Below are 21892 nucleotides of genomic sequence, written 5' to 3'. Positions count from 1 at the left end.
TCTCCATGCGAGAGTAGGTCATCGTCAGGCACCTATACTGAACCGCCCCTGTAGCCTTGCTGCAGGGGCGGTTCTCTTTGTGCGCAGAAAAAGTCAGTGCGCAGGAAGAGGTGCACGCACTTCGTGAGAGGGGAGATAGCTCTGCCAGGACAGTGTTTCTCCATGTAAGAGTAGCGGATGGCTGCCCCACGAAGCGTCATGCAAGGCTCGTCAGGCACTTGTACTGAACCGCCCCTGTAGCCCCGCTGCAGGGGCGGTCTGCGTTTGGGCATCGAGGTGGGCAAGAGGAAGGTAAAGCGGGAGAGCGCTTCGTCGAGGTAGTGACGCACCGATATGCAGAACCGCCGGGAGAGCGGGTGTGGATAGGTGGACGCCAACCAGGAAGACAAGTTGTCCACACCCCCTGGAGGTGTGAGAGCGTCCGGCTTCCGGGGCAATTGTCGCTGCTACATGGCGCTGTCCCGGGAGAGCCGCAGGGTATTGCGGATATCGGACCCGCTAGAGGCTGACATGAAGACGCCCTGCCACACACTGTGTGGCAGGGCGTCTTGAGATGCCTTCACTGATCGAGTGAAGACGCTACGGATCAATGGCAGAGCCGTGGTTCATGACTTGGCGAGCCAGAACCACCAGACAATCGCTGCCATCAGGGCTAGACCGATCACGTTGACGAGTATGCACATCATGCTGAGTCTCCTTGCGAGGTGTTGGATTCAGTGCGTGTCTGAGTGCCGCTAGGTGGTGTAAACCCACGCAGACGATTGGCATTGGTCACCACGGTGACGGATGACAGTGACATGGCCAGTCCGGCAATGACGGGCGAGAGCAAGATGCCTGTGAATGGGTAGAGAATGCCGGCGGCAATGGGGATACCAATCAGGTTGTAGCCAAACGCGCCGACCAGATTCTGCTTGATGTTGCGCAATGTGGCCTGGCTGATGGAGATGGCATCGGCGATGCCTCCCAATGACGGCTGCATCAGTGTGATCCCGGCGGTCTCAATGGCGACATCGGTACCTTCTCCCATTGCAAAGCCAACATCTGCCAGCGCCAGCGCCGGTGCATCATTGATGCCATCACCGACCATACCGACCACGTGCCCTGCCTGCTGTAGGCGTGCTATCTCATCATGCTTGTCATCAGGCGAGACACCCGCACGATAATCATCGATGCCTGTTTCACGGGCGACTGCTGCTGCAGTGTGCGCATTGTCGCCAGTCAGCATGATTACCTTCAGTCCGATGGCATGCAGGCGAGCCACTGCTTCGCGGCTATCTTCACGGAGCGGATCTGCCAGGCCGAAAGCGGCAATCAATGCCTCATCACGAGCCATCAGTATCAAGGTGCGCGCATTGTCCTCAAGCACTGAGATAACGTCGGCCAGCGGTGCGAGACTGATCCCGGCGTCTTCCAGCATTGCAGCATTGCCCATCCGCCAGACACGGCCTTCATCATCCTTGGCGCTGATACCGCGTCCACTGAGCGTGTGATACTCGCTGAAGGTGCTGGCGCGAGATGCCTGTGGCCGCTGAGCTTCAATATGCGTCAGAAGTGCAGCAGCCAGCGGGTGCTCGGAGCCGCGCTCCAGAGCATGAGCAGCATCCAGTACGCTGCTTTCGTCTTCCCCTGCCACGATATGTGTTTCAGTGACTTCTGGCTTGCCGCGCGTCAGCGTGCCGGTCTTGTCCACGACCAGGGCCGTGAGGCGGCTGGCTGTTTGCAATGCCTCGCCGCTACGCACCAACACACCATGTTCTGCAGCCTTGCCGACACCGATCATGGTTGAGATGGGCGTCGCCAGGCCCAAGGCACATGGGCAGGCGATTACCAGCACCGCTGTTGCGACCACCAGCATGTGGACACCGGTCGGAGCAGGCCCGAAATTGAACCAGAGCAGCGCAGCAATGATCGCGATGATCATCACACTGGGAACGAAGACACCGGAAATGGTATCCGCGAGTCGTCCGATGGGAGGGCGTGAGTTCTGCGCCTGACGCACCTGGCTGATGATGCGACCAAGACGTGTATCACTGCCGATGCGGCTGACTTCGAATACCAGGCTACCGCGTGTGTTGAGCGTACCAGCGGCAACGTCATCACCGACGCCGCGCGAGACAGGCAAAGGCTCACCCGTGAGCATCGATTCATCGATGTGGCTCTGGCCCTCGACCACGCTGCCATCGACAGGGATACGCTCTCCTGGGCGGATACGTACCTTGTCGCCACTGCGCACGTCATCGACATCGATTTCGCGCTCTTCACCTTCGCGTATCACTCGAGCTGTGCGAGCCTGAAGGTCAAGCAGCGAACGTAGCGCCTGCTGAGTGCGACCACGTGCGCGGACTTCCAGTGCCTGCCCCAGACTGATCAAACCGACAATCATGGTCGACGCTTCGAAATAAAGCCCGCGTGCCGCCTCGGGCACAATTTCGGGGAACAGCAGCACGCCCATCGAGTACAACCACGCGGCACCGGTACCCAGCGCCACTAAGGTGTCCATGTTGGCCTGATGATGGGTGAACGCCTTCCATGCGCTGGTAAAGAAGCCGCGGCCTGCTGTTGCCAGCACCGCGAAGACAGCGGCACCGATGGCAAGCCAGACGCCGCGCTCCGCTCCTTCGAATCCGGGATGATGAAAGAACATGCTGATCATCAACGGAATACCGATCCCGAGTGACAGCACGCTGTCGCGAATCCGCGTGCGGTACTCGTCCTGCGCATCCTCTTGCTGTTGCTGATCGCTGGCCTGAGGGTCGGCTACGGGGCTAGCGCCGTAGCCGACGCCCTCGATCGCCTTGATGATCTCTTGTTCATCAAGCTGGCTTTTCACTTGAGCACTGCGCGAGGCGAAATTGACCTCTGCACTTTCCACCCCTTCGAGCCCATCCAGCGCTTTTTGAATGGTGGCAACGCAGCTGGCGCACGTGATGCCCGTCAGCGAGAACTCCTTGTTCCCGGAAGCGGCGCTGGTTACCGGCGCCGGATTGTCCTCAACCGTCGTTTGCGTAGTGGTAGCCACGGTCTCGACAGCAGCATCAGAGTCTTCAACGGCTTCTAGCGAGTAACCACTATCGAGCACTATGCGTTCGAGTAGTGCTCGCGGTAGAGCGCTGTCTACCTGCAAGGCATTGTCAGCCGGAACACCACTGACCTCGGCACTCTCATCCCAGTGCTGGAGGGCTGTGCGTAGTTTGGCCACGCATTTCTGGCAGTGCATGCCATGCACCTCCAGAGACACTGTGCGACTCTCAGGTAGTGTAGCCCGCTCGAGTGGATAACCACTCTCTTGTGCGACTTTCTGCAGCGCTTCTTCGCTCAGTTGGCTATGGATCAGTAACAACTGATCATCGGGTGAGCCGATCAATTCAGCCTGTGGATCCTGCGTCAGCAGCGTACGACGAATGCCACTGATGCATCCTTGGCAGCTCAGGCCTTGTGTGCGTAGTAGGCGTTTTTCGGGGAGTGTTACCTGACTCATGATGTGCTCCCGTCAGAATGTTCAGTGGTAGAAATATCGCTAAGAGCTTCTTGAGGAAGCCCCTCGATCAAGCAACAGACACTATTACCGTCTGGTACGCCGTCGGGCATTTTCTGCCAGCTATCAAGCGCTAACTCCATGCGTTCGGACAGCGCTTCCAGCTCGCGAATGCGCTCACGGACTCTTGGTAGATGTTGCTTCAGCAGGTCGCGTACTAGCGGGCAGGGTGAGTCTTGATGATCCGCCTGCTCCAGAATCTGGCTGATATCAGCCAGACTGAAGCCCAGTTGGCGTGCCTGGCTGATGAATTTGAGACGTGTCAGTGCGTGCTGATCAAAGCGCTGATAATTGTTATCAGGATCACGCTGCGCGGTAATCAGACCTTGGCGGGTGTAGTGGCGAACCGTCTCGGCAGTGACGCCACCGGCGTGGGCCAGCTCAGCGACTTTCATTGCACAACCTCCCTTTAGATTCTTGAGGCCTGAAACGTATCTGGCAAGTCTGTCATCAGGCCTTTCAGGCATATGCCTTTGATGTCGATCATCAGTGTAAGACCTATGTGCTGCACATAGGTCAAGCGATCATCTACATACAATAAATCTGATATTCGACCAATAGGCTAGAGAAGATCTTGCGCGGAGCCGAGTGTTTTAAACGCTACGATTAAACGTGCAAACAGGCCGCAGGACATAGGCTTAGCGATCTAGCGCTATTACCGTTGTGACTGAAAGTTCCCCGAATACTAGAAATCTCCACATTCAAACAAACGTTCGGCCTTGACTTGGGCGCGCGACTCGCCCACAACGTATGTGACAGGGCTATGCATCAACGAACGATAACAACAACATGCAGCTCTCCAAGCCATCTGCAATGGGACGCCATCAATAATGAAAAACAACATCAATAAACTAACCCTCGGAGTTGCACTGGCAGCTGCTGCCACTGCCTATGCTGGTGGCGTCCAAGCCGGTGCTTTCCAGCTAAACGAACAAAGCGTTAGTTCTCAGGGCACCTCATTCGCTGGCCGCGCCTCCAATGCCAATGATGCCTCTACTGTCTTTGGTAATCCCGCCGGTATGTCCTTCCTTGATCGTGCCCAGATCACGGGTGGCGTGACGTATCTCGATGTGAATACGGATATCGATGTTACGACTGCCACGGATGCCGCTGGACGACCTGTCTCGGGTGGTAATGATGGCGACATGGTGCCGGGGACTGCTATCCCCTCCTTTTATTATGTTCAGCCAGTCAATGATCGTGTCACGTTAGGTTTCGGGGTCTATGCACCCTTCGGTGTCATCACTGATTACGGCTCTGATTTCAAGGGGCGCTACTTTGCCAACTACAGTGAGGTTGAGGTTGTCACCGCTCAGCCGACGGTTTCCTATCGCATCAACGATAAGTGGGCGGTGGGTGCTGGCGTGACCTACAACAGTGTCAAGGGGGAGCTGACGTCGAACACGGCCGACTTCACTGGCACAGGTGATGGCAAGGTCAAGATCAAGGGGGATGATACGGCGTGGGGGTATAACGTTGGCGTGATCTTCCAGCCGGTCGAGAGCACGCGCCTCGGGCTGTCCTATCGCTCCAAGGTGGATTACAGCCTCGACGGTGATGCCAAATACAACAATGTCTTCAACGGCAGTACTGGCAATTTCAGCACCAAGCAGGATGCATCACTGGATGTCACGCTGCCAGAAAGCATCGATCTATCCATGACCCATCAGCTGGATGACCGCTGGACACTGATGGCAGGCGTGACATGGGTGCACTGGAGCCGCTTCGATGAAATTGCGGTGGAAGTCGACAACATGAATGATATTGTCGAGGAGCAGGGCTACAAGGATAGCTGGCAATATGCCGTGGGTCTCAGCTATCAGCTCAATCCGCAGTGGCTTCTGCGCACGGGCCTGGCCTTCGATGATAGCCCGACTGTCGATGAGCACCGCAGTGCGCGTATCCCATCCGGTGACCGCACCATCTTCTCTGTGGGTGCTGGCTGGACACCGATGCCTGAGCTGACCATCGATATGGCCTACACCTATCTTTGGGAAGATACAGCGACTGTCAACCTGAGCGAGCCCAATCGCGGTACATATGAAGCTGAATATGAAAACGAAGCGCATGGTTTTGGTTTGGGTGCGACATATCGCTTCTAACGCGAGCTTGAATGGCGCCGCTTCATGAGCTGCTGAGCGCCATGCTTGATACAGAAATGCCCGGTCACATGACCGGGCATTTTTTTGTCTATCTTGTTGATGATTGACGTTATCTAAAAGTCATAGCGTGCCAGAACCATGACTTGGTCACGTTCTTCGCTGTACTTGCTGCCATCTGACTGACGGCTATTGTCGAAACGGTACTCGGCAGAGAAAACGAAGTCATCGATCAGCCAGGCGCTGCCGAGAATCTGATAGGCGTAGCGAGCTTCGCTATCAGTATCCTTCAGGTGGTTGAGGCCGGCGTAGACCTCGATGGCATCGCTGCCGGGCACGAGATTCTTGAAGCTGTAGTGGGTAATGAACTCGACGCCACGCGCCTTGTCGACGAACGCCTCTGAAGAGTCCAAGGTGCTACCGGCAATGTGATTGCGATATTCGCCGCCTACGAGGGCGATATACCAATTGCCTGGCGACCAGTGCCCGCCCAATAGCCAGGCATCGATATCGCCGTTTTCGCTGGCGCCGTTATTGTCGTAATCGCTTAGCTCGGTATGGTGATAGACCCCACCGATCGTCACGTCTTCATTGGGCTGCCAGTTGAGAGCGGTTTCGTAGCTGTAGTCGCGTTCATATCCGGAGAGTTCGCGCTCCATGACAGGAAGGCCGTTGTCATCTGTCACGATCACGCCGTTCTGGAAAACGGGTGAGTCATTGCCATGCTTGCCGTCATGCCCTAGCTGATACATTACACCTGTCGTGAACTGACCGAAGTCCTTCTTCCAGTAGAGGGAGTTGTCCGGTCGACCGGTGCCGTGCAGGCCGCCATCGCCATTTCTGCCTTCGAAGGTGCCGGAAGCCTCACCGCCATTGATCCAGAACCAATCAGTATTGACCGCGATCATGTCGTACCAAGGGCCGTACTGTTTGCCGGCAGTGAATCTGCCCCATTTATCGTGCGCGACCCCCGCGTAGAGCATGCGTTTGTAGTGGGCATCGGTGCCATCCTTGAACCAGGGGTCCACGCCCCATTCGGCTCGAATGATCGAGCTCCAGCCCTGCTGAAACTGATGTTCATGGATCAATCGCACGCGCGAACCGCCATTGTAGATCTCATCGTCCTTGCCATCCTGAAAGACGGCGTAGGCTGATAAACGGCCGCTGAACTCGACACGGTCTGTGTCTGTCTTGTAGACATCGAAGGCTTGGCTGGGGCTTGCCATTGCCAATAGCCCTGTGCCGAGAAGCCCTGTCTGCCAGATGCGGCGCAAACGTGAAGGGGTGAGCGTCAGGGTCGGGATGCTGGCTTTTGTTGTGTTGTGCATCATCGTCTCTCTTGATTACCCAAGGGGTGGTGGTTATACCGAAGCCTCCTGCTTCGGAACGTGTCAGAGTGTTGGCACTCTGTATAAAACCGACGTTCGTTTTATTGTCATGGCCGGTTCCATTGACTCTTGGAAGGTATCTGGACGCTTACTGCTATCTCTCAGGCATCAGCGGCATGTAGCACACCTTCCTCAAGGCAAAACGGGGTCTTGATGGGCGCGCGTGGCGCCCATCAAGCGTGATGAATCCTGTCTTCAGTCAACGAATGAGCGCTTACCCGAGATCTGGCGCGAAAGCAGCCTGCATCAGCTCACGTGTATAGGTCTCGCTAGGCGCTTCGAAGATGGCGCGCGTACTGCCGCTCTCTACTACCTCACCGTCTTTCATCACGATCAGGTGATCGGAAAGTGCGCGTACCACTGCCAGATCATGGCTGATGAACAGATAGGTCAGCCCGTGACGCGCTTGCAGGTCGCGTAGCAGGTCGATCACCGTGACCTGCACCGAGCGGTCCAACGCCGAGGTTGGCTCGTCCAGTAGCAGAAACTCGGGTTTGAGCACGAGTGCCCGCGCAATAGCGATGCGCTGGCGCTGACCTCCTGAGAATTCATGGGGATAGCGGTTGCGCATGGAGAGATCGAGGCTGACTTCGTCAAGTGCCTCGCAGACCTTGGCATCACGCTGGGCGCGATTGAACTCAGGATGATGTACACGCAAGCCCTCACTAATGATCTCGCCCACGGTCAGGCGGGGCGACAGCGAACCGAAGGGATCCTGGAAGACGACCTGCATGCGTGAGCGCAGCGGACGCAGCGCTGCGGCATCCAGCGGTGAGAGATTGATACCATCGAAATTGATCTGGCCCTTGCTCTTGAGCAGGCGCAGCAGGGCGCGTCCGAGGGTCGACTTGCCAGAGCCGGACTCGCCGACAATGCCGATGGTCTGGCCGCGACGAACATCCAGATCAATGCCGCGCACGGCCTCGAAGGCCACTTTGGGTCCGAATAGCGGTCGCTTGATCGTGAAACTGACGCGTACATCGCGTGCCGAGAGCAATACGGGAGCATCGCTGGCGACGGGCGCCTTTTCACCGCTAGGCTCTGCATCGATCAGCATGCGGGTGTAGTCATGCTGAGGGTTGTCGAACACGTCGTGTGTCGTGCCGCTTTCGAGCAGCTCACCGTAGCGCATCACGCATACGCGGTCCGCGAAGTGGCGCACGATACCGAGATCGTGAGTGATGAAGAGAATCGCCATGCCATAGCGCTTCTGCAGAGATTTGAGCAGACGAAGAATCTGAGCCTGCACCGTGACGTCGAGCGCGGTAGTGGGCTCATCGGCGATCAGCAGGTCCGGCTCACAGGCCAGCGCGATGGCAATCATCACGCGTTGACGCTGGCCACCGGACAGCTCATGGGGATAGCTATCAATACGCCGCGCGGGCTCTGGGATACCGACTTGCTCCAGCAGTTCCAGAGCCTTGTTACGCGCTGCACGGCCTTTGAGGTCACGATGCAGAGAGAGGACTTCGATAATCTGGCGCCCAACGCGGTGCAGCGGATTAAGCGAGGTCATCGGCTCCTGAAAGATGGTCGCGATTCGATTGCCGCGTAGTTCGCGCATACGCCGTGTCGAGGCAGTCAGCAGATCCTCGCCACGCAAGCGGATGGTGCCCTGCACCTCGGCGAGTTCCGGCAACAGGCGCAGGATAGCCGTAGATGTCACCGACTTTCCGGAGCCCGACTCGCCCACCAGTGCCAGTGTCTCACCCTTGTTGAGGGTGAAACTTATGCCCTTGACCGCAGGGACGGGGCCGTCCGGTAGTTGGAAGTCGACACGTAGATCTTCGATTTCCATCAGAGATGGTGTGCCTGGTACCTCGGCCTCAAGGCCAAGGCGGGAGAGAGTGTCGGCACGCGCCTGATCGCCAGCGCTGAGAGGTGCATTGCCGGCGTTTTCTGAAGGACGCGAAGCGCCATCGACAGGGTGATCAGTACCGGAGAGGGAGTGGGAAGTGGTCATCAGCAGCGCTCCGGTATCAGCGAGTTTTGGGATCGAGGGCATCACGCAGGCCATCGCCGAGGAAGTTGAGACAAAACAGGGTGGCGGCAAGGAAGATCGACGGTACCAGTAGCATCCAGGGTGCGGTTTCCATCATGTCCTTGCCTTCGGAAATCAGCACGCCCCATGAGGTCAGTGGTTCCTGTACGCCGAGGCCGAGGAACGACAGAAAGCTCTCCAACAGAATGACCTTGGGCACCGTCAGGGTGACGTAGATGATCACCGGGCCTAGCGCATTGGGGATCAGGTGACGGGTCACGACCTGTAGGTCACGCACTCCCAGCGCATGGGCTGCCTCGACGAACTCACGCTTCTTGAGTGCCAGTACCTGGCCGCGCACGATGCGCGACATGTCCAACCATTCCACCGCGCCGATAGCCGCGTAGATCAGAAAGATATTGCGGCCGAAGACCACCATCAGCAGGATCACCAAGAACATGAACGGTAGCGAATACATGATGTCGACGAAGCGCATCATCAGGTTGTCGGCCCGCCCACCGAAGTAACCGGAAATCGCGCCGTACAGCACACCGATCACCAGGCTGACGAAGGTGGCCACCAGTGCCACCGAGAGTGAGATCTGGCCGCCGTGTAGGGTGCGAGTGAGCAGATCACGACCGTTGACATCAGTGCCGAACACATGGCCGGAGGCAAGGTCTGGCCCAGTACCAATGGCATCCCAGTCCACTTCGTCGAGTTCAAAGGGTGTCAGCCAAGGGCCGACCAGACAGGCCAGTATGATCACGGCCATTACCACCAGGCTGCACATGGCAGCACGGTTCTGTTTGAGACGGCGCCAGGCATCGCGAGTCAGACTGTCGCCGGCTGGTGCAGCAGGTGGCTTGCCATCAAGGATACTGGCAGCGGCGTGGCCGTGAGGCGTTGGAGTAGTGTGGGACATGTTGGCCTCGTCTCAGTCGTCGTAGCGAATCTGTGGGTCGAGCGCGCTGTAAAGCAGGTCGACGATCAGGTTAAGCACCAGAATCAAGGCGCCGTAGAACACCACTGTGCCCATGACCAGGGTGTAGTCGCGGTTGAGCGCACCTTGTACGAAGTAGCGACCGATGCCGGGGATACCAAAGATCTGCTCGATCACGACCGAACCAGTGATGATGCCGGCGATCGCCGGGCCGAGGTAGGAGACGACGGGCAGCATCGCGGGTTGCAGCGCATGATGCAGAATCACCTTCCATTCGCTGAGGCCCTTGGCGCGCGCGGTACGAATGTAGTGGCTGCCCAATACCTCGATCATGCTGGCGCGCATCATGCGGGCGATATACGCAATCTGCTGAATGGATAGCGCCACGACCGGCAGTAGCAGGTTCTGCCAGGCACCATCGTTCCAGCCGCCGGCAGGCAGCCAGCCCAGCAGTACGCCAAAGACCAGCGCCAGCATCGGGGCAATCACGAAATTGGGCACCGCGATGCCGGCCAGTGCCGTACTCATTACTACGTAGTCCGCCGTCGAATTGCGTTTGAGCGCAGCGATCACCCCCAATGGCACACCGACCAGCAATGCGGCGATGATTGCCCACATCCCCAGTTCCAGACTCGCAGGGAAGCCTTGGCTGATCAGCTCGCTGACATCGAAGTCCTTGTACTTGAAGGATGGCCCGAGATCGCCCTGCACCAGATCCCCGAGATAGCGCAGGTACTGCATTGGTAGCGGCTCATCGAGATGGTAGGCCGCGCGCAGATTCTGTTCGATCTCGGGCGGCAGCCGTCGCTCGCCATCAAATGGCCCACCGGGGGCAACGCGCATCAAGAAGAACGACAGGGTAATCACGATCAGCAGGGTGGGGACCGCCTGCAGTAGTCGTTTGAGTGTGTAGATCAGCATCGCGTGCTCCGTCCGGGCAATGGCCCGGCTGTAGGTCGTCGTTGTTGTTGGTAGGGATGATTCGTCGCGGTAATGGACTGTCAGCAATCAAGCCATCAGCAATGGGCCCTGAAGGATCGTCATGGTGAGGCCTCGAAATGCATGAAGCGGCTAGGATGCACATCCAGTGCATTGGGTGCCCAGCCTTCTAGGCGCGGCGTAATCAGACTCGAAGTTACGTAGTCGTAAAGCGGCAGTACCACGTCATTATCGAGCAGGTACTGTTCGGCTTCATGCAAGTGCTGGCGGCGTGCCTGGGCATCGCCTTCACTCGCAGCAGCGGAGATCAGCGCGTCATAAGTCGGTGAATGCAGGCCGGGTGCGTTCGAGGTGTTATCGGAAGTGAAGGCGTTCAGGAAGTCGTAGGCATCGGCAATCGTTGCGATCATGCCGTAGCGGCCCACCTGATAATTGCCCTGTGCTAAATCACGATAGTGAACGGCAGCCTCGGTATTGGTCAGGGTGGCGGCAACGCCGAGTGGCTTCCACATTGCGCCCAATGCCACCGCGATCTTCTTGTGGTCTTCCAGCGTGTTGTAGCGCAGCTCCAGTGCCAGAGGATGTTCTGGACCAAAACCGGCTTCTGCCATCAGTTCGCGGGCACGTGCCATGCGCTTTTCCATTGGCCAGTCAGCAAAATCAAACCGGCCACCGGTGTGATCAGTGAGCGCATTTGGCACGAAGTGCAGCGAGGGGATCTGCCCCATGCCAAGGATGCGCTCGGTGATCACGTCACGACGAGTGGCCAGGTTCAGCGCACGCCGAATACGTGGGTCTGCGACGGGTGAGCCGTCGCGTAGATTGAATGCGTAGAAGTACTCCCCGAGAATCGGGTAGGTATGCAGTGCCTCAGGCAGGTGCTTCTTTATCCATGCGAAGTGGCTGGCGGGCACGCTATAGGCAATATCGACCTCACCGGCCCGAAAGCGATTGAGCGCGGCGTGGCCTTCCTCGATGGGCAGATAGACCACCGTGTCGAGCGCGACCTTGCCTGCAGCGTAATAGTGCGAGTTCGGCGCCAGTTCTATATGTGACTGCGGTGCCCATTCCTTCAGGACGAAGGCACCAGAGCTGACCATGTTCGCGGGGCGCGTCCACTGACTGTCGCTGGCAGTGATGATATGGCGGGGCAGTGGCGCGGCTTCACTCATCGCCAATGTCTGTTCGAGCGTCGCGGAAGGATGGCTGAGCAAGATGACTAGTGTTTGTGCGTCGGGTGCCGAGACACCGAGTTTTTCCGGTGGTAGCTCGCCAGTATTGACCGCACGACCATTGATGATCGGATAGTAGAGCGTGGCGTTATGCGCCGCCGTTTCGGGTGTCATCAAACGACGTAACGCAAAGACAGCATCCTGTGCAGTGAGCGGAGTACCGTCGGACCACTCAAGACCTTCGCGCAGATGGAAGGTCCAGCGTAGGCCATCATCGGAGACCTCCCAGCGCTCGGCCAGTCCCGCTATCAGCGTCCCGTCAGCTGCGTAGGCAATCAGCGGCTCGAACAGGTCGCGCGTGATACGCGTCTCCCAAGTGCCATTGGTCCGCTGGGGGTCGAGTGAGCCGGGCTCGGCACCATTGGCGATGCGCAATACTTGCGGGGCGTGCTGAGGTGAGAGCGGCTCGGTGTCAGCTGCCTGTGCCGGTGAGAAAGGAAGTAGGCCTGACAGTAATAGGCCGGTACTTACGAATATCGCGGGTAGTGATTGGCGCGAGACGTGACGCGCGGCCACGCCAAGACGAGCGCCAGCAAGGCGATCGACAGGGGGAAAACGGTTCATGCTGCAGGCTCCTTGTCGCCAGTAGGGCGACGCGTCATTGCCATCCATGGCGGACGTCACTCTCTTGGCTATCGCTGCATGAAGCATGGATAGCGAGAGGGCGGAGGCTCCCGACGCAAAAAGGTCGGGAGCGCATTCACGCTTGGGCGTGAAGCGTTATTGGGAGAACGAGACCCAGCGCGAGCGGTGGATATCCTCGATATTGTCCTGCCAACCCTTGAGTTTCGGGCTCACCAGATTGCGCGACACGTAGTAGTAGATCGGCAGCACGGCATAGTCATCCAGTGCCTTGCGCTCAGCGTCCTGCATCAGCGCTTCGCGATCATCCATGTCGAGCGTGTTGGCGGCCTTGCTCATGTCGTCATCCAGCGCCTGGTTGGAATACGCGCCATAGTTGTTGGGCACGCCGGTTTCCAGCAGATTGAGGAAGTTCTGGGCATCGTTGTAATCGCCAATCCAGCCAGCACGGCCTGCATCGAACTTGCCCTGACGCATGTCCTCGTAGTGCACCGCGACTTCAGAGTTGAACAGGTTGACCTTGACGCCCAGCGGCTTCCACATGGCAGCGGCAGCGACGGCCACCTTCTTGTGGTCTTCACTGGTGTTGTAGCGCAGCGTCAGTTCCAGCGGATTGTCCGGCCCGTACCCCGCTTCCGCCATCAACGCCTTGGCCTTCTGCATGCGCTCATCCATCGACATGTCCTTGAAGGGCATCTCCTGAACTTCGTAGTGGTTCACGCCCGTAGGCACGAAGCTGTAAGCCGGAACTTCACCAGTACCGAGAATCTTGTCGGTGATGATTTTACGGCGTATGGAAAGGTTGAGCGCCTCACGCACGCGCGGGTCGGCAGTGGCGTGACCATCACGGGAGTTGAGCACGTAGTAATAGATGCCAAGATAGGGTGCAACGTGGGTGGCTTCCGGCAGGTTTTCCTTCAGCCAGCCATATTTCTGGGTCGGGAATTCACGTGCGATGTCTATCTCGCCGGCACGGAAGCGCTTCAGAGCACTGTTGCGTTCTTCGATGGGGTAATAGATCACCTCATCCAGCGCGACATCCTTGGCATCATGAAATTCAGGATTCTTGGCCGCGACGATCTTCGATTGCGGCTGCCAATCGGTCAGCTCGAAAGCACCGTTGGAGACCATCTTGCCCGGGTCGGTCCAGTCCTTGCCGTACTTCTCGACCACATGCTTGGGCAGCGGGTAAGCGGTGTAATGCGACAGTTGATCCAGGAAGTAAGGTGTTGGGCGCTCTAGCGTGATCTCGAGGGTGTAGTCATCCACGGCACGCACGCCGAGTGTTTCAGGCTTTGCTTTCGCGCTGTTGATGGCCTTGGCATTCTTGATCGGATACAGGATGTAGGCGTAATCCGAGGCATTGGATGGCGTCATGATGCGCTGGAGAGCGAACACGAAATCCTCGGCAGTGACGGGTTTTCCGTCAGACCACTTGCCATTCTTGCGCAGGGAGAAGGTGTAGGTGGTGCCATCATCAGACACTGTCCAGGATTTCGCCGCGCCGGGGATGCGTTCACCATCGGCGCCTTCGGTGACCAGTCCCTCGAACAGGTCGCCTACCACGTCATTTTCCCAAGTGCCTGAGATTTGCTGTGGGTCCAGCGAGGCCGGTTCGCCCATGATGGCCAGTTTTAGAGTGTCAGCGAGTACGCCGCTTGAGGCTGCAAGGCCACCTGCCAGCAGCAGAGAGGCCGCCAGCCGCGATAACGGTAGGCGAGGAGCGGTGCGATGGGATGTAGTGTGATGTGATGGGGTGCGCAGCAATGCCATAGTCAGGGAGTCTCTCGCTATTGTTGTTAGTGGTCTAACCAGTCGTGCTCTATCAATGAGCCTACTTCCTTTACCATTGAGCCTTCGACGTCATGCTGTCCATGTTAAAAAATGGATAGGCTATGCATGTATTCGATAAGCATCATGCAAGACGCGGAAAACAAGGCATTTGATGACTTACAGTCGTTTGAATGACTTTGGTCGCAGTCGCGCAAAAAGCGTGCAAGAGGTCGACAGCTTCGCGAAAAGTGAGAGGAGAGTGGCGACATTCTCGAGGATTGAGCATTGCTGGGCCTGCGTCTGGAAGCTCAGAGAAGCAGAGAGCCTTTGGCTGCAAGTGTGACGGAGGCCAACGTGTAATCAGCAAGTTGGCCACGGATCATGGGGCGGGCATGGTCGCCACGCAGGGAAATGGCTACAATATCGGGCTTTGCGCGTCGTCGGCTTGCGCGTGCATCTTCGCACGCACGTCTTGCAACCTGTTGTTCATGACAGGGCCGCCGCGCACCCATTCACGCATCATCGCCTCAAGACAGGACGACCATGCAAGAGATCAATCCGATCACGAACCTCATCAAGGACCTGTCCGAAAGGGCAGAAGTCCTGAGGGGGTATCTTTGACTATGCCGAGAAGCAGGATCGGCTAGAGGAAGTCTCCCGCGAGCTCGAGAGCCCGGACGTCTGGAACGACCCGGAATACGCTCAGAAGCTTGGCAAGGAGCGCGCGTCGCTGGAGCTGGTCGTCAAGACCCTCGACGACATGAGCAACGGTCTGACCGATTGCAGCGACTTGCTGGAAATGGCGGTTGATGAAGAGGACGAAGGCACCGTGGACGAAGTTGTCCGCGAGCTTAACCACCTCAAGGCCAGTCTCGAGAAACTCGAGTTTCGCCGGATGTTCTCCGGTGAAATGGATGCCAACAACGCTTATCTCGATATTCAGTCAGGCTCCGGCGGCACTGAAGCGCAGGATTGGGCCAATATTCTGCTACGCATGTACCTGCGTTGGGCTGAGCATCACGGTTTCAAGACTGAAATCGTCGAGGCAAGTGCCGGTGAAGTGGCCGGTATCAAGTCCGCGACCATTCATGTTGAAGGTGATTACGCCTTCGGCTGGTTGCGCACTGAACTTGGCGTGCACCGTCTGGTCCGCAAGAGCCCCTTCGACTCCGGCGGCCGTCGTCACACCTCGTTCGCGTCCGTGTTCGTATCGCCGGAAATCGATGACAACATCGAGATAGACATCAATCCGGCTGATCTGCGTACCGATACCTATCGTTCCTCGGGTGCAGGTGGTCAGCACGTCAACACCACTGACTCGGCGGTACGTATCACCCACGTCCCCACGGGCATCGTGGCGGCCTGCCAGACCGAGCGTAGCCAGCACTCCAACCGTGATCGTGCCATGAAGATGTTGAAGGCGCGTATCTACGAAGCCGAGATGCAAAAGCGCAACGCGGCCAAGCAGGAACTCGAGGACTCCAAGTCTGATATCGGCTGGGGCAGCCAGATTCGCTCCTATGTCCTCGATGACCAGCGCATCAAGGACCTGCGAACCAGCGTCCAGTCGAGCAACTGTGACAAGGTGCTCGATGGCGATCTTGATGATTTCATCGTCGCCAGCCTCAAGATGGGGCTCTAAGGTTCGGCACTCGCTGACCCTTGGGGCTTCCCTCGCCTCCACCGCTCAGTGCGGTGGAGGCCATGAATTCCCGTATCGCGATCAGAGCTGGCGGAGACTCCTCTCAGTCTGATCATGATCTGTCGTGGCCTGTTGGCCATGACCCTTTGACACGAGACAGGCACCTCCATGTCGACAGAGCAGACCCCCGCCGTTGATGAGCAGCAGGCCACCGAACAGGCCCAGGAAGAAAACCACCTGATTGCCGAGCGTCGCGCCAAACTTGGCCTTCGTCGCGAGCAGGCTGCTGCCGAAGGCAAGAGCGCCTTCCCCAATGATTTCCGCCGTGACAGCCTCGCCGCTGATCTACTGGCCGAGCTTGGCGAGAAAGACAAGGCCGAGCTCGAGACCCTCGATCGCAAGGCGGCCGTCGCTGGTCGTATCATGCGTAAACGTGGCCCGTTCATCGTGCTGCAGGAAGTCTCCGGCCAGATTCAGCTCTACGTCGACAAGAAAGGCTTGCCGGAAGCGCTGCTCGAAGATATCAAGAGCTGGGACATTGGCGACATCGTTGGCGCCAGCGGTCCGGTTCACAAGTCCGGCAAGGGCGATCTGTACGTCATGATCGAAACTGCCCAACTGATGACCAAGAACCTGCGCCCGCTGCCGGACAAGTTCCACGGTTTGTCTGATCAGGAAATGCGCTATCGTCAGCGTTATGTCGACCTGATCATGAACGAGCAGTCGCGTCGCACCTTCGCCATGCGCGCCGGTATCGTCGCCTCCATCCGTCGCTTCCTCAGCGGCCGTGGCTTCATGGAAGTCGAGACGCCGATGCTGCAGCAGATTCCGGGTGGTGCGACGGCGCGTCCGTTCATCACGCATCACAATGCGCTGGATATGCAGATGTATCTGCGTATCGCGCCGGAGCTGTACCTCAAGCGTCTGGTGGTGGGTGGCTTCGAACGTGTGTTCGAGATCAATCGCAATTTCCGCAATGAAGGGCTGTCCACACGACACAACCCCGAATTCACCATGCTGGAGTTCTACTGGGCTTATGCCGATTATCGTGACCTGATTGCCCTCACCGAGGACATGATTCGCACGGCGGCACAGGAAGTGCTCGGTACCATGCAGATTACCTGTCAGGGCAGCGAGTACGATCTTAGCCAGCCCTTCATTCAGATGACCATGCGTGAGTCGATCATCAAGTACAGCGATGGCATCAGCGATGATGATCTGGCTACTCTCGAGGCAGCGCGCGCCACGGCCGAGCGTCTGGGTATTCAGGTCAAGCCGATCTGGGGGCTGGGCAAGCTCGAGACCGAGATATTCGAGGAAGTCGCCGAGCACCGTCTCGACCAGCCGACCTTCATCACTGAATATCCGGCCGAAGTCAGTCCGTTGGCGCGTCGTAATGACCACAACCCGCACGTCACTGACCGTTTCGAGTTCTTCGTCGGTGGTCGTGAGATCGCCAATGGCTTCTCGGAGCTCAACGACGCAGAAGACCAGGCGGAACGCTTCCAGGCACAGGTGGCCGAGAAGGATGCTGGTGATGACGAAGCCATGTTCTACGATGCTGACTACGTGCGCGCGCTGGAATACGGCATGCCACCGACAGCTGGCGAAGGCATCGGCATTGATCGTCTGGTGATGCTGCTGACGGATAGTGCCTCTATTCGTGACGTACTGTTGTTCCCGGCGATGCGTCCGCAGCAAGACTAAGTCGCTTGGCGGAGTGACGAACAGCACCGCTGCTCCTCAGCGCCCTCGATTCATGATCGAGGGCGTTTTTCGTGTGCGTGAGCCGGTACATTGCGTCGCGTCATGAACGACGAGGCGCGGCGACGCTTGGCTTTGTCGCCTGCGAGCGGCCATAATGGTCGGCGTCTTGTCTGTCGGCCTTTTTACACGATGATATCCGACAGCAGCGCCCCGAGATTCACCGGCCTTTATGTGCGTGTGGCATGTCACGCACGGCAGGCGAGCGGTGTGTCTTATCTTGGGAATTGTCCCTGAATGTCCTGGAGAGTGCAGAATGAAGCTGCTTAACCGTTCCGCCCTGAGCGTCAAGCCGACCCAGGCGTTTGTCGACTGGATCAACTCGCTGGAGTCCGATGGTGAGGGAGGCGAAGATCTAGCGCTGGAGGATGTCAATCAGGAGAGCACCGTCTACCTGATTCCCGAGATGGATACTCGTGAGGCGCTGGATGGCTTCGTGTCCGAGCGTTGGTTGGATGTGCTCGAAAGTGAGCTACGTGCCTGGGAAGAAGACACCCGCCATTGGCCCCAGCCGTTGGATAAGGCGCTGTTCAATAGCTTTATCACCGTCGAGCACAGCTATCTGGCAGTGGATCTCGATGACGAGGCGCCGCTTGAAGTCTGCGAAGTGGATGACGAGCTACTCGCCGATCTCGACTGAGAGACGTTTTTAGCAACGTCTTTGTCTTTCCACTGATAGCGACCGCTGTCAGTCATGGTGACAGACGTTACAATGGCCCCGGGCGATGTGTCCGGGGCCATTTGCGTTCTATCATACCGTCGACGCCAACGCCTTTGTCCGCATGCCTATCGTGCGGCCGCCACCCTCAAGGAGATCGCGCATGAGCATCCAGACCCAGATCGACACTAAGCTCACGACACTCGCCCCCCTGATGGTCGAGGTGGTCAACGAGAGCCATATGCACAGCGTTCCGGCCAATTCCGAGACGCACTTCAAGGTCACGCTGGTCAGTGAGCGTTTTGCCGGCCTGATGCGCGTCAAGCGCCATCAGCTGCTATATGCACTGCTCAAGGAAGAGCTCGAGGGACCTGTGCATGCACTTGCGCTACATCTCTATACGCCGGTTGAGTGGACAGCGCGTGGCGGCGAGATCCCTGATTCTCCCAACTGCTTGGGTGGCGGGAAGAGCGACGGTAAGCATTGACCATGACTCCTGAACCGCAACGCCTGCAATATCTGGATGCCATGGGACTGACGGCTTGGGTTGGCCGTTATCAACTGCCCAATGCACTCCCCACTCAGGCATGTGAATGGCCGGAACCGATCACGCCCGAGGCCGTGGCTCCCCAGGCGCGCTTGCATGCCTTGATTGATGAGGCGCCACGTCCGACGACACCGCCGGCGGTGTCTTTGGCTGCGCTCGCGCATGACACCCCCGCTCGTCCCGCGGGTCCGCCGCCGTCACAGAGTGCACGTGCCTTGCTGGGCATGGCAGAGTCTGTCCAACCATCGAAAGCGTCAGTCGCCAAGGCGGCGTCGGCCTTGTCAGCTCCCGCGGCGTCGGCCTCACTGCCTTCGGAGCAGGGTAGTACCGCCTCTTGGGGGACGCCGCCTGACAAGATGCCTGCACCAGTTGAGGTAGCTGACGAAGCGGCTATTGCGCCGCCGGCTGATCAGTCTCCGCTGCGCTTCAGTTTGCAGATCGCTGCGCTCGACGGGCGTTGGCTGGTAGTGCTGCCCGGCGATGAGGCACCACATCTGCAAGGTGAGGCGCTGCTGAAGGCGTTATGGCGCGCGGCAGGCATCACTGAGCCAACTCAGCTCACGTTCAGTAATTTCCGTTGGCCGTTGTTGCCCAATCTCAAGGCCAGTGCTCCGTTGGAAGAAGCTCAGGAAGGACTGCGAGCTTTCCTGTCAGGGCCAGCGCGGCGCGATTGGCAGCCAGAACGTCTACTTGTCTTCGGCAACGACGAGGGCAGCCAAACGCTCTGCAAGGTATTGGGCGTCACGTCATCGATGAATGGCATTGGCGAGTCGGGTCTGCTGAACATTCCTGTTTGGCACGGCCCCTCGTTGGCGGCATTGGCGCATTCCAGTGAGGCCAAGCGCTCACTATGGCCGTTGTTGGCACGCTGGGGGCGTGATTGGAAGAGTGAGAGTGCCACTCCAGGCGATTCAGCATGAATCGGATGGCAGGAGTGCTACGTGAGTTGGTGCTCGATGATGCCACTCTGGCTGCGCTGCTCGTCATTGAGGCGAGTCAGCCGCACGGTATGAGCAAGTATCAGCTAGTGGGCGTGCTCAGCGATACCACTCGTTGTGTGCTGGGCGTGTATCTGCCAGCGACGGCGCAGCAGGCTGAATTGTTGACGGGATTCGTGGTGGTGGCGCGTGGCCCTTTTGAAGCGGAAGTCGAAGCGATCACTGTCCATGCTGAGCAACGTGGACGGGGCATCGGGCAGCAGCTGCTGAAAGGTGCGCTGCTGCGCGCGGGTGACTGGCATCGCGAGTCAGGCCTGGAGCGGCTGTTATTGGAGGTGCGCGCAGACAATGTCTCCGCGCGGGCACTTTATGTGCGTGCCGGATTCTGTGAGGACGGCATTCGTAAGCGTTATTACCCTGCCACTGATGGGAGACGTGAGGATGCCGTGCTGATGTCCTGTCCGCTGAGCTGATGCGATGCGACGTTTAGGTCTTGCAGACATGCTTTGCGTACCATCACAAACAACAATGCCGCCGACAGTTTCCTGTCGGCGGCATTGTTGTTGTCAGGCGCTGCAGTCTTCAGATGCTGCAGTTTCCAGAGCGCTTAGGCGTCCTGGGTTTCCGTTTCGCTGAAGCGTGCTACCAAAGATTCCAGACGGCCAGCCCACTGGTCGCGTTCTTCTTGCAGACGGGTGTTGACTTGACGCAGCTGCTCAAGCTCTTCGCCTTGACCATTCTTGGCTTCGCTTAGACGCTGGTTCTCTTCCTTGAGTTCATCAACTTCCATCTTCAGCATTTCGATGGTGTCGATGGCCTGGCCGACTTTCTGCTCAAGTTGGGTAAAGAGTTCGGTGCTCATGCTATCTCCTTGTCGAGCCACGTTGGCGGCTCGAGGATGTTCGTTAAGGGCGGTAAACGTATGCGGTGAATGCTGGTGCGATGAAGATCAGCCGCTCCGGAAGTCCTTGCCGGATGGCGCAGCGATACCCGCCTGCAGGCAGACTACGACGCCGCCTGAGCCGACACAAGAGCGAAAACCGTACTGCGATCGCTTTGGCTGTCGATCGGTAAGCCTTTTTCTCCACGAATCAGGCTGGCGGATGACGTTGATACAGGCGGCCATGGCTATCGCCAGCACGGCTTTCGCGGTGTAGCTGCCAATTGGCCGGTACGACAGGGTCGAGGCTGGCTTCGACTTCCAGATAGATCATGGCGCTATCGCTGAGCCAGTGCCGTGATTCCAACAAGGCACAGCTGGGGGCCGCGAGATCAAGTCGGAAGGGCGGGTCGAGTAGCACCAGGTCCATGCCGCCTTGAGGGGGCTGAGCTGTATCGAGCCAGTGTATGGTCTCATTACTCATCACGCTGGCGGGTAATGATTCGTCACTCGCCAGCGTAGCGAGATTCGCCTGAAGAGCGCGGGCCACACGGCTGTCACGCTCCACGAAGGTCACGTGGGCCGCTTCGCGAGACAGGGCTTCAAGGCCCAGCGCGCCGCTACCGGCAAAGAGGTCGAGCACACGAGCGCCTCCGACATGAACGCCCAACCAGTTATAAAGTGTTTCGCGAACACGGTCCGGTGTCGGGCGCAGGCCCGGTGCATCGATCACGGTCAACAGCCGACGCTTGAAGCGCCCGCCGATGATGCGCAGGCGGCCGGCACCACCAGTCGACTGACTCTGCTTGCCGCTCTGCATATCGGAACGCGAGGGCGCTGAGGATTTACCCCGTGTGGGGCCTTTGGAGGTTGCGCGTTTTTTCATGCCGCGAGTCTACCATGTGCGACGTCGGATGCCGCGTGGTGCGTACCTTAAGCCCACAAGGGATGGTAGGATGACGCCACTTTCACGAGTTCAGGACTGTCTCGCCAT

Annotated in this window: 17 protein-coding genes; 7 read left to right on the top strand and 10 right to left on the bottom strand. The window is 58.2% G+C overall.

Annotated features, from left to right (window positions below; all coding sequences use genetic code 11):
• Positions 1–682: 682 nt before the first annotated feature.
• Both CFN46_RS12945 and CFN46_RS12940 read right to left on the bottom strand, forming a co-directional pair.
• Positions 683–3478, bottom strand: a complete 2796-nt coding sequence (locus CFN46_RS12945) for a heavy metal translocating P-type ATPase (RefSeq protein ID WP_088743729.1) — start codon at positions 3476–3478, stop codon at positions 683–685.
• Entirely contained in the window at positions 3475–3930 is a 456-nt protein-coding gene (locus CFN46_RS12940) for a MerR family DNA-binding protein (RefSeq protein WP_024951834.1), read from the bottom strand. The genes CFN46_RS12945 and CFN46_RS12940 overlap by 4 nt, the downstream gene beginning before the upstream one ends.
• Before the next feature lie 435 nt (positions 3931–4365).
• Between CFN46_RS12940 and CFN46_RS12935 the strand changes: the two genes are divergently transcribed.
• Positions 4366–5637 (top strand): OmpP1/FadL family transporter, encoded by a 1272-nt coding sequence (locus CFN46_RS12935; RefSeq protein ID WP_024951835.1) that lies wholly within the window; start codon positions 4366–4368, stop codon positions 5635–5637.
• Positions 5638–5750: 113 nt separating this feature from the next.
• On the opposite strand, the gene CFN46_RS12930 is transcribed toward CFN46_RS12935, so the two are convergent.
• From CFN46_RS12930 to CFN46_RS12905, 6 genes are all read right to left on the bottom strand, one after another.
• Positions 5751–6965, bottom strand: coding sequence for a porin (locus CFN46_RS12930; protein WP_088743728.1), 1215 nt, complete (start codon positions 6963–6965; stop codon positions 5751–5753).
• A gap of 271 nt (positions 6966–7236) precedes the next feature.
• Positions 7237–8820 (bottom strand): ABC transporter ATP-binding protein, encoded by a 1584-nt coding sequence (locus CFN46_RS12925; protein WP_035159586.1) that lies wholly within the window; start codon positions 8818–8820, stop codon positions 7237–7239.
• 181 nt (positions 8821–9001) lie between these two features.
• Complete coding sequence (locus tag CFN46_RS12920; protein ID WP_024951839.1) at positions 9002–9925, bottom strand: ABC transporter permease; 924 nt, start codon at positions 9923–9925, stop codon at positions 9002–9004.
• 12 nt (positions 9926–9937) lie between these two features.
• Positions 9938–10864 (bottom strand): oligopeptide ABC transporter permease OppB, encoded by a 927-nt coding sequence (gene oppB, locus CFN46_RS12915; RefSeq protein WP_088743727.1) that lies wholly within the window; start codon positions 10862–10864, stop codon positions 9938–9940.
• Between the two features lie 119 nt (positions 10865–10983).
• Positions 10984–12678 (bottom strand): peptide ABC transporter substrate-binding protein, encoded by a 1695-nt coding sequence (locus tag CFN46_RS12910; protein WP_176426473.1) that lies wholly within the window; start codon positions 12676–12678, stop codon positions 10984–10986.
• A 156-nt stretch (positions 12679–12834) separates the two neighbouring features.
• The gene (locus tag CFN46_RS12905) at positions 12835–14469 is read right to left on the bottom strand and encodes a peptide ABC transporter substrate-binding protein (protein ID WP_024951840.1); all 1635 of its coding nucleotides are present in this window, start codon (positions 14467–14469) and stop codon (positions 12835–12837) included.
• 543 nt (positions 14470–15012) lie between these two features.
• On the opposite strand from CFN46_RS12905, the gene prfB reads away from it, so the two are divergent.
• From prfB to CFN46_RS12875, 6 genes are all read left to right on the top strand, one after another.
• Positions 15013–16111 (top strand): peptide chain release factor 2 gene (gene prfB / locus CFN46_RS12900; RefSeq protein WP_141103657.1). Its coding sequence is split into 2 segments (ribosomal slippage): positions 15013–15087 and positions 15089–16111, totalling 1098 coding nucleotides; the frame shifts between segments, so codons are not numbered across the junction.
• 168 nt (positions 16112–16279) lie between these two features.
• The gene (lysS, locus tag CFN46_RS12895) at positions 16280–17818 is read left to right on the top strand and encodes a lysine--tRNA ligase (protein WP_088743725.1); all 1539 of its coding nucleotides are present in this window, start codon (positions 16280–16282) and stop codon (positions 17816–17818) included.
• A 313-nt stretch (positions 17819–18131) separates the two neighbouring features.
• The gene (locus CFN46_RS12890) at positions 18132–18515 is read left to right on the top strand and encodes a hypothetical protein (RefSeq protein ID WP_035159577.1); all 384 of its coding nucleotides are present in this window, start codon (positions 18132–18134) and stop codon (positions 18513–18515) included.
• A 181-nt stretch (positions 18516–18696) separates the two neighbouring features.
• On the top strand, positions 18697–19020 hold the full coding sequence (locus CFN46_RS12885) for a BolA family transcriptional regulator (RefSeq protein WP_024951844.1): 324 nt from the start codon (positions 18697–18699) through the stop codon (positions 19018–19020).
• Between the two features lie 2 nt (positions 19021–19022).
• Entirely contained in the window at positions 19023–20000 is a 978-nt protein-coding gene (locus CFN46_RS12880) for a hypothetical protein (RefSeq protein ID WP_088743724.1), read from the top strand.
• The gene (locus tag CFN46_RS12875; RefSeq protein ID WP_051510841.1) at positions 19997–20491 is read left to right on the top strand and encodes a GNAT family N-acetyltransferase; all 495 of its coding nucleotides are present in this window, start codon (positions 19997–19999) and stop codon (positions 20489–20491) included. The genes CFN46_RS12880 and CFN46_RS12875 overlap by 4 nt, the downstream gene beginning before the upstream one ends.
• A gap of 134 nt (positions 20492–20625) precedes the next feature.
• Here CFN46_RS12875 and zapB read toward each other — a convergent pair whose 3' ends face one another.
• Together zapB and rsmD are read right to left on the bottom strand one after the other, a co-directional pair.
• Positions 20626–20880, bottom strand: a complete 255-nt coding sequence (gene zapB / locus CFN46_RS12870) for a cell division protein ZapB (RefSeq protein WP_024951847.1) — start codon at positions 20878–20880, stop codon at positions 20626–20628.
• A 229-nt stretch (positions 20881–21109) separates the two neighbouring features.
• Positions 21110–21784, bottom strand: coding sequence for a 16S rRNA (guanine(966)-N(2))-methyltransferase RsmD (rsmD, locus tag CFN46_RS12865; protein ID WP_088743723.1), 675 nt, complete (start codon positions 21782–21784; stop codon positions 21110–21112).
• Between the last annotated feature and the right edge of the window lie 108 nt (positions 21785–21892).

Origin of the sequence: Cobetia sp. QF-1, from assembly GCF_002213105.1 — a bacterium.
Taxonomy (GTDB): Bacteria; Pseudomonadota; Gammaproteobacteria; order Pseudomonadales; family Halomonadaceae; genus Cobetia; species Cobetia crustatorum.
The sequence above is the reverse complement of the archived record's forward strand: the minus strand, read 5'-3'. Positions and strand labels throughout refer to the sequence as shown.

Bases quoted from the DNA above. Each gene is read 5' to 3' on its own strand.
- zapB (WP_024951847.1), bottom strand. From the start codon at position 20,880: ATGAGCACCGAACTCTTTACCCAACTTGAGCAGAAAGTCGGCCAGGCC.
- CFN46_RS12930 (WP_088743728.1), bottom strand. From the start codon at position 6,965: ATGATGCACAACACAACAAAAGCCAGCATCCCGACCCTGACGCTCACC.
- CFN46_RS12940 (WP_024951834.1), bottom strand. From the start codon at position 3,930: ATGAAAGTCGCTGAGCTGGCCCACGCCGGTGGCGTCACTGCCGAGACG.
- CFN46_RS12945 (WP_088743729.1), bottom strand. From the start codon at position 3,478: ATGAGTCAGGTAACACTCCCCGAAAAACGCCTACTACGCACACAAGGC.
- CFN46_RS12935 (WP_024951835.1), top strand. From the start codon at position 4,366: ATGAAAAACAACATCAATAAACTAACCCTCGGAGTTGCACTGGCAGCT.
- CFN46_RS12905 (WP_024951840.1), bottom strand. From the start codon at position 14,469: ATGGCATTGCTGCGCACCCCATCACATCACACTACATCCCATCGCACC.
- CFN46_RS12880 (WP_088743724.1), top strand. From the start codon at position 19,023: ATGACTCCTGAACCGCAACGCCTGCAATATCTGGATGCCATGGGACTG.
- CFN46_RS12920 (WP_024951839.1), bottom strand. From the start codon at position 9,925: ATGTCCCACACTACTCCAACGCCTCACGGCCACGCCGCTGCCAGTATC.
- CFN46_RS12885 (WP_024951844.1), top strand. From the start codon at position 18,697: ATGAGCATCCAGACCCAGATCGACACTAAGCTCACGACACTCGCCCCC.
- oppB (WP_088743727.1), bottom strand. From the start codon at position 10,864: ATGCTGATCTACACACTCAAACGACTACTGCAGGCGGTCCCCACCCTG.
- lysS (WP_088743725.1), top strand. From the start codon at position 16,280: ATGTCGACAGAGCAGACCCCCGCCGTTGATGAGCAGCAGGCCACCGAA.
- rsmD (WP_088743723.1), bottom strand. From the start codon at position 21,784: ATGAAAAAACGCGCAACCTCCAAAGGCCCCACACGGGGTAAATCCTCA.
- CFN46_RS12925 (WP_035159586.1), bottom strand. From the start codon at position 8,820: ATGGAAATCGAAGATCTACGTGTCGACTTCCAACTACCGGACGGCCCC.
- CFN46_RS12890 (WP_035159577.1), top strand. From the start codon at position 18,132: ATGAAGCTGCTTAACCGTTCCGCCCTGAGCGTCAAGCCGACCCAGGCG.
- CFN46_RS12875 (WP_051510841.1), top strand. From the start codon at position 19,997: ATGAATCGGATGGCAGGAGTGCTACGTGAGTTGGTGCTCGATGATGCC.
- CFN46_RS12910 (WP_176426473.1), bottom strand. From the start codon at position 12,678: ATGAACCGTTTTCCCCCTGTCGATCGCCTTGCTGGCGCTCGTCTTGGC.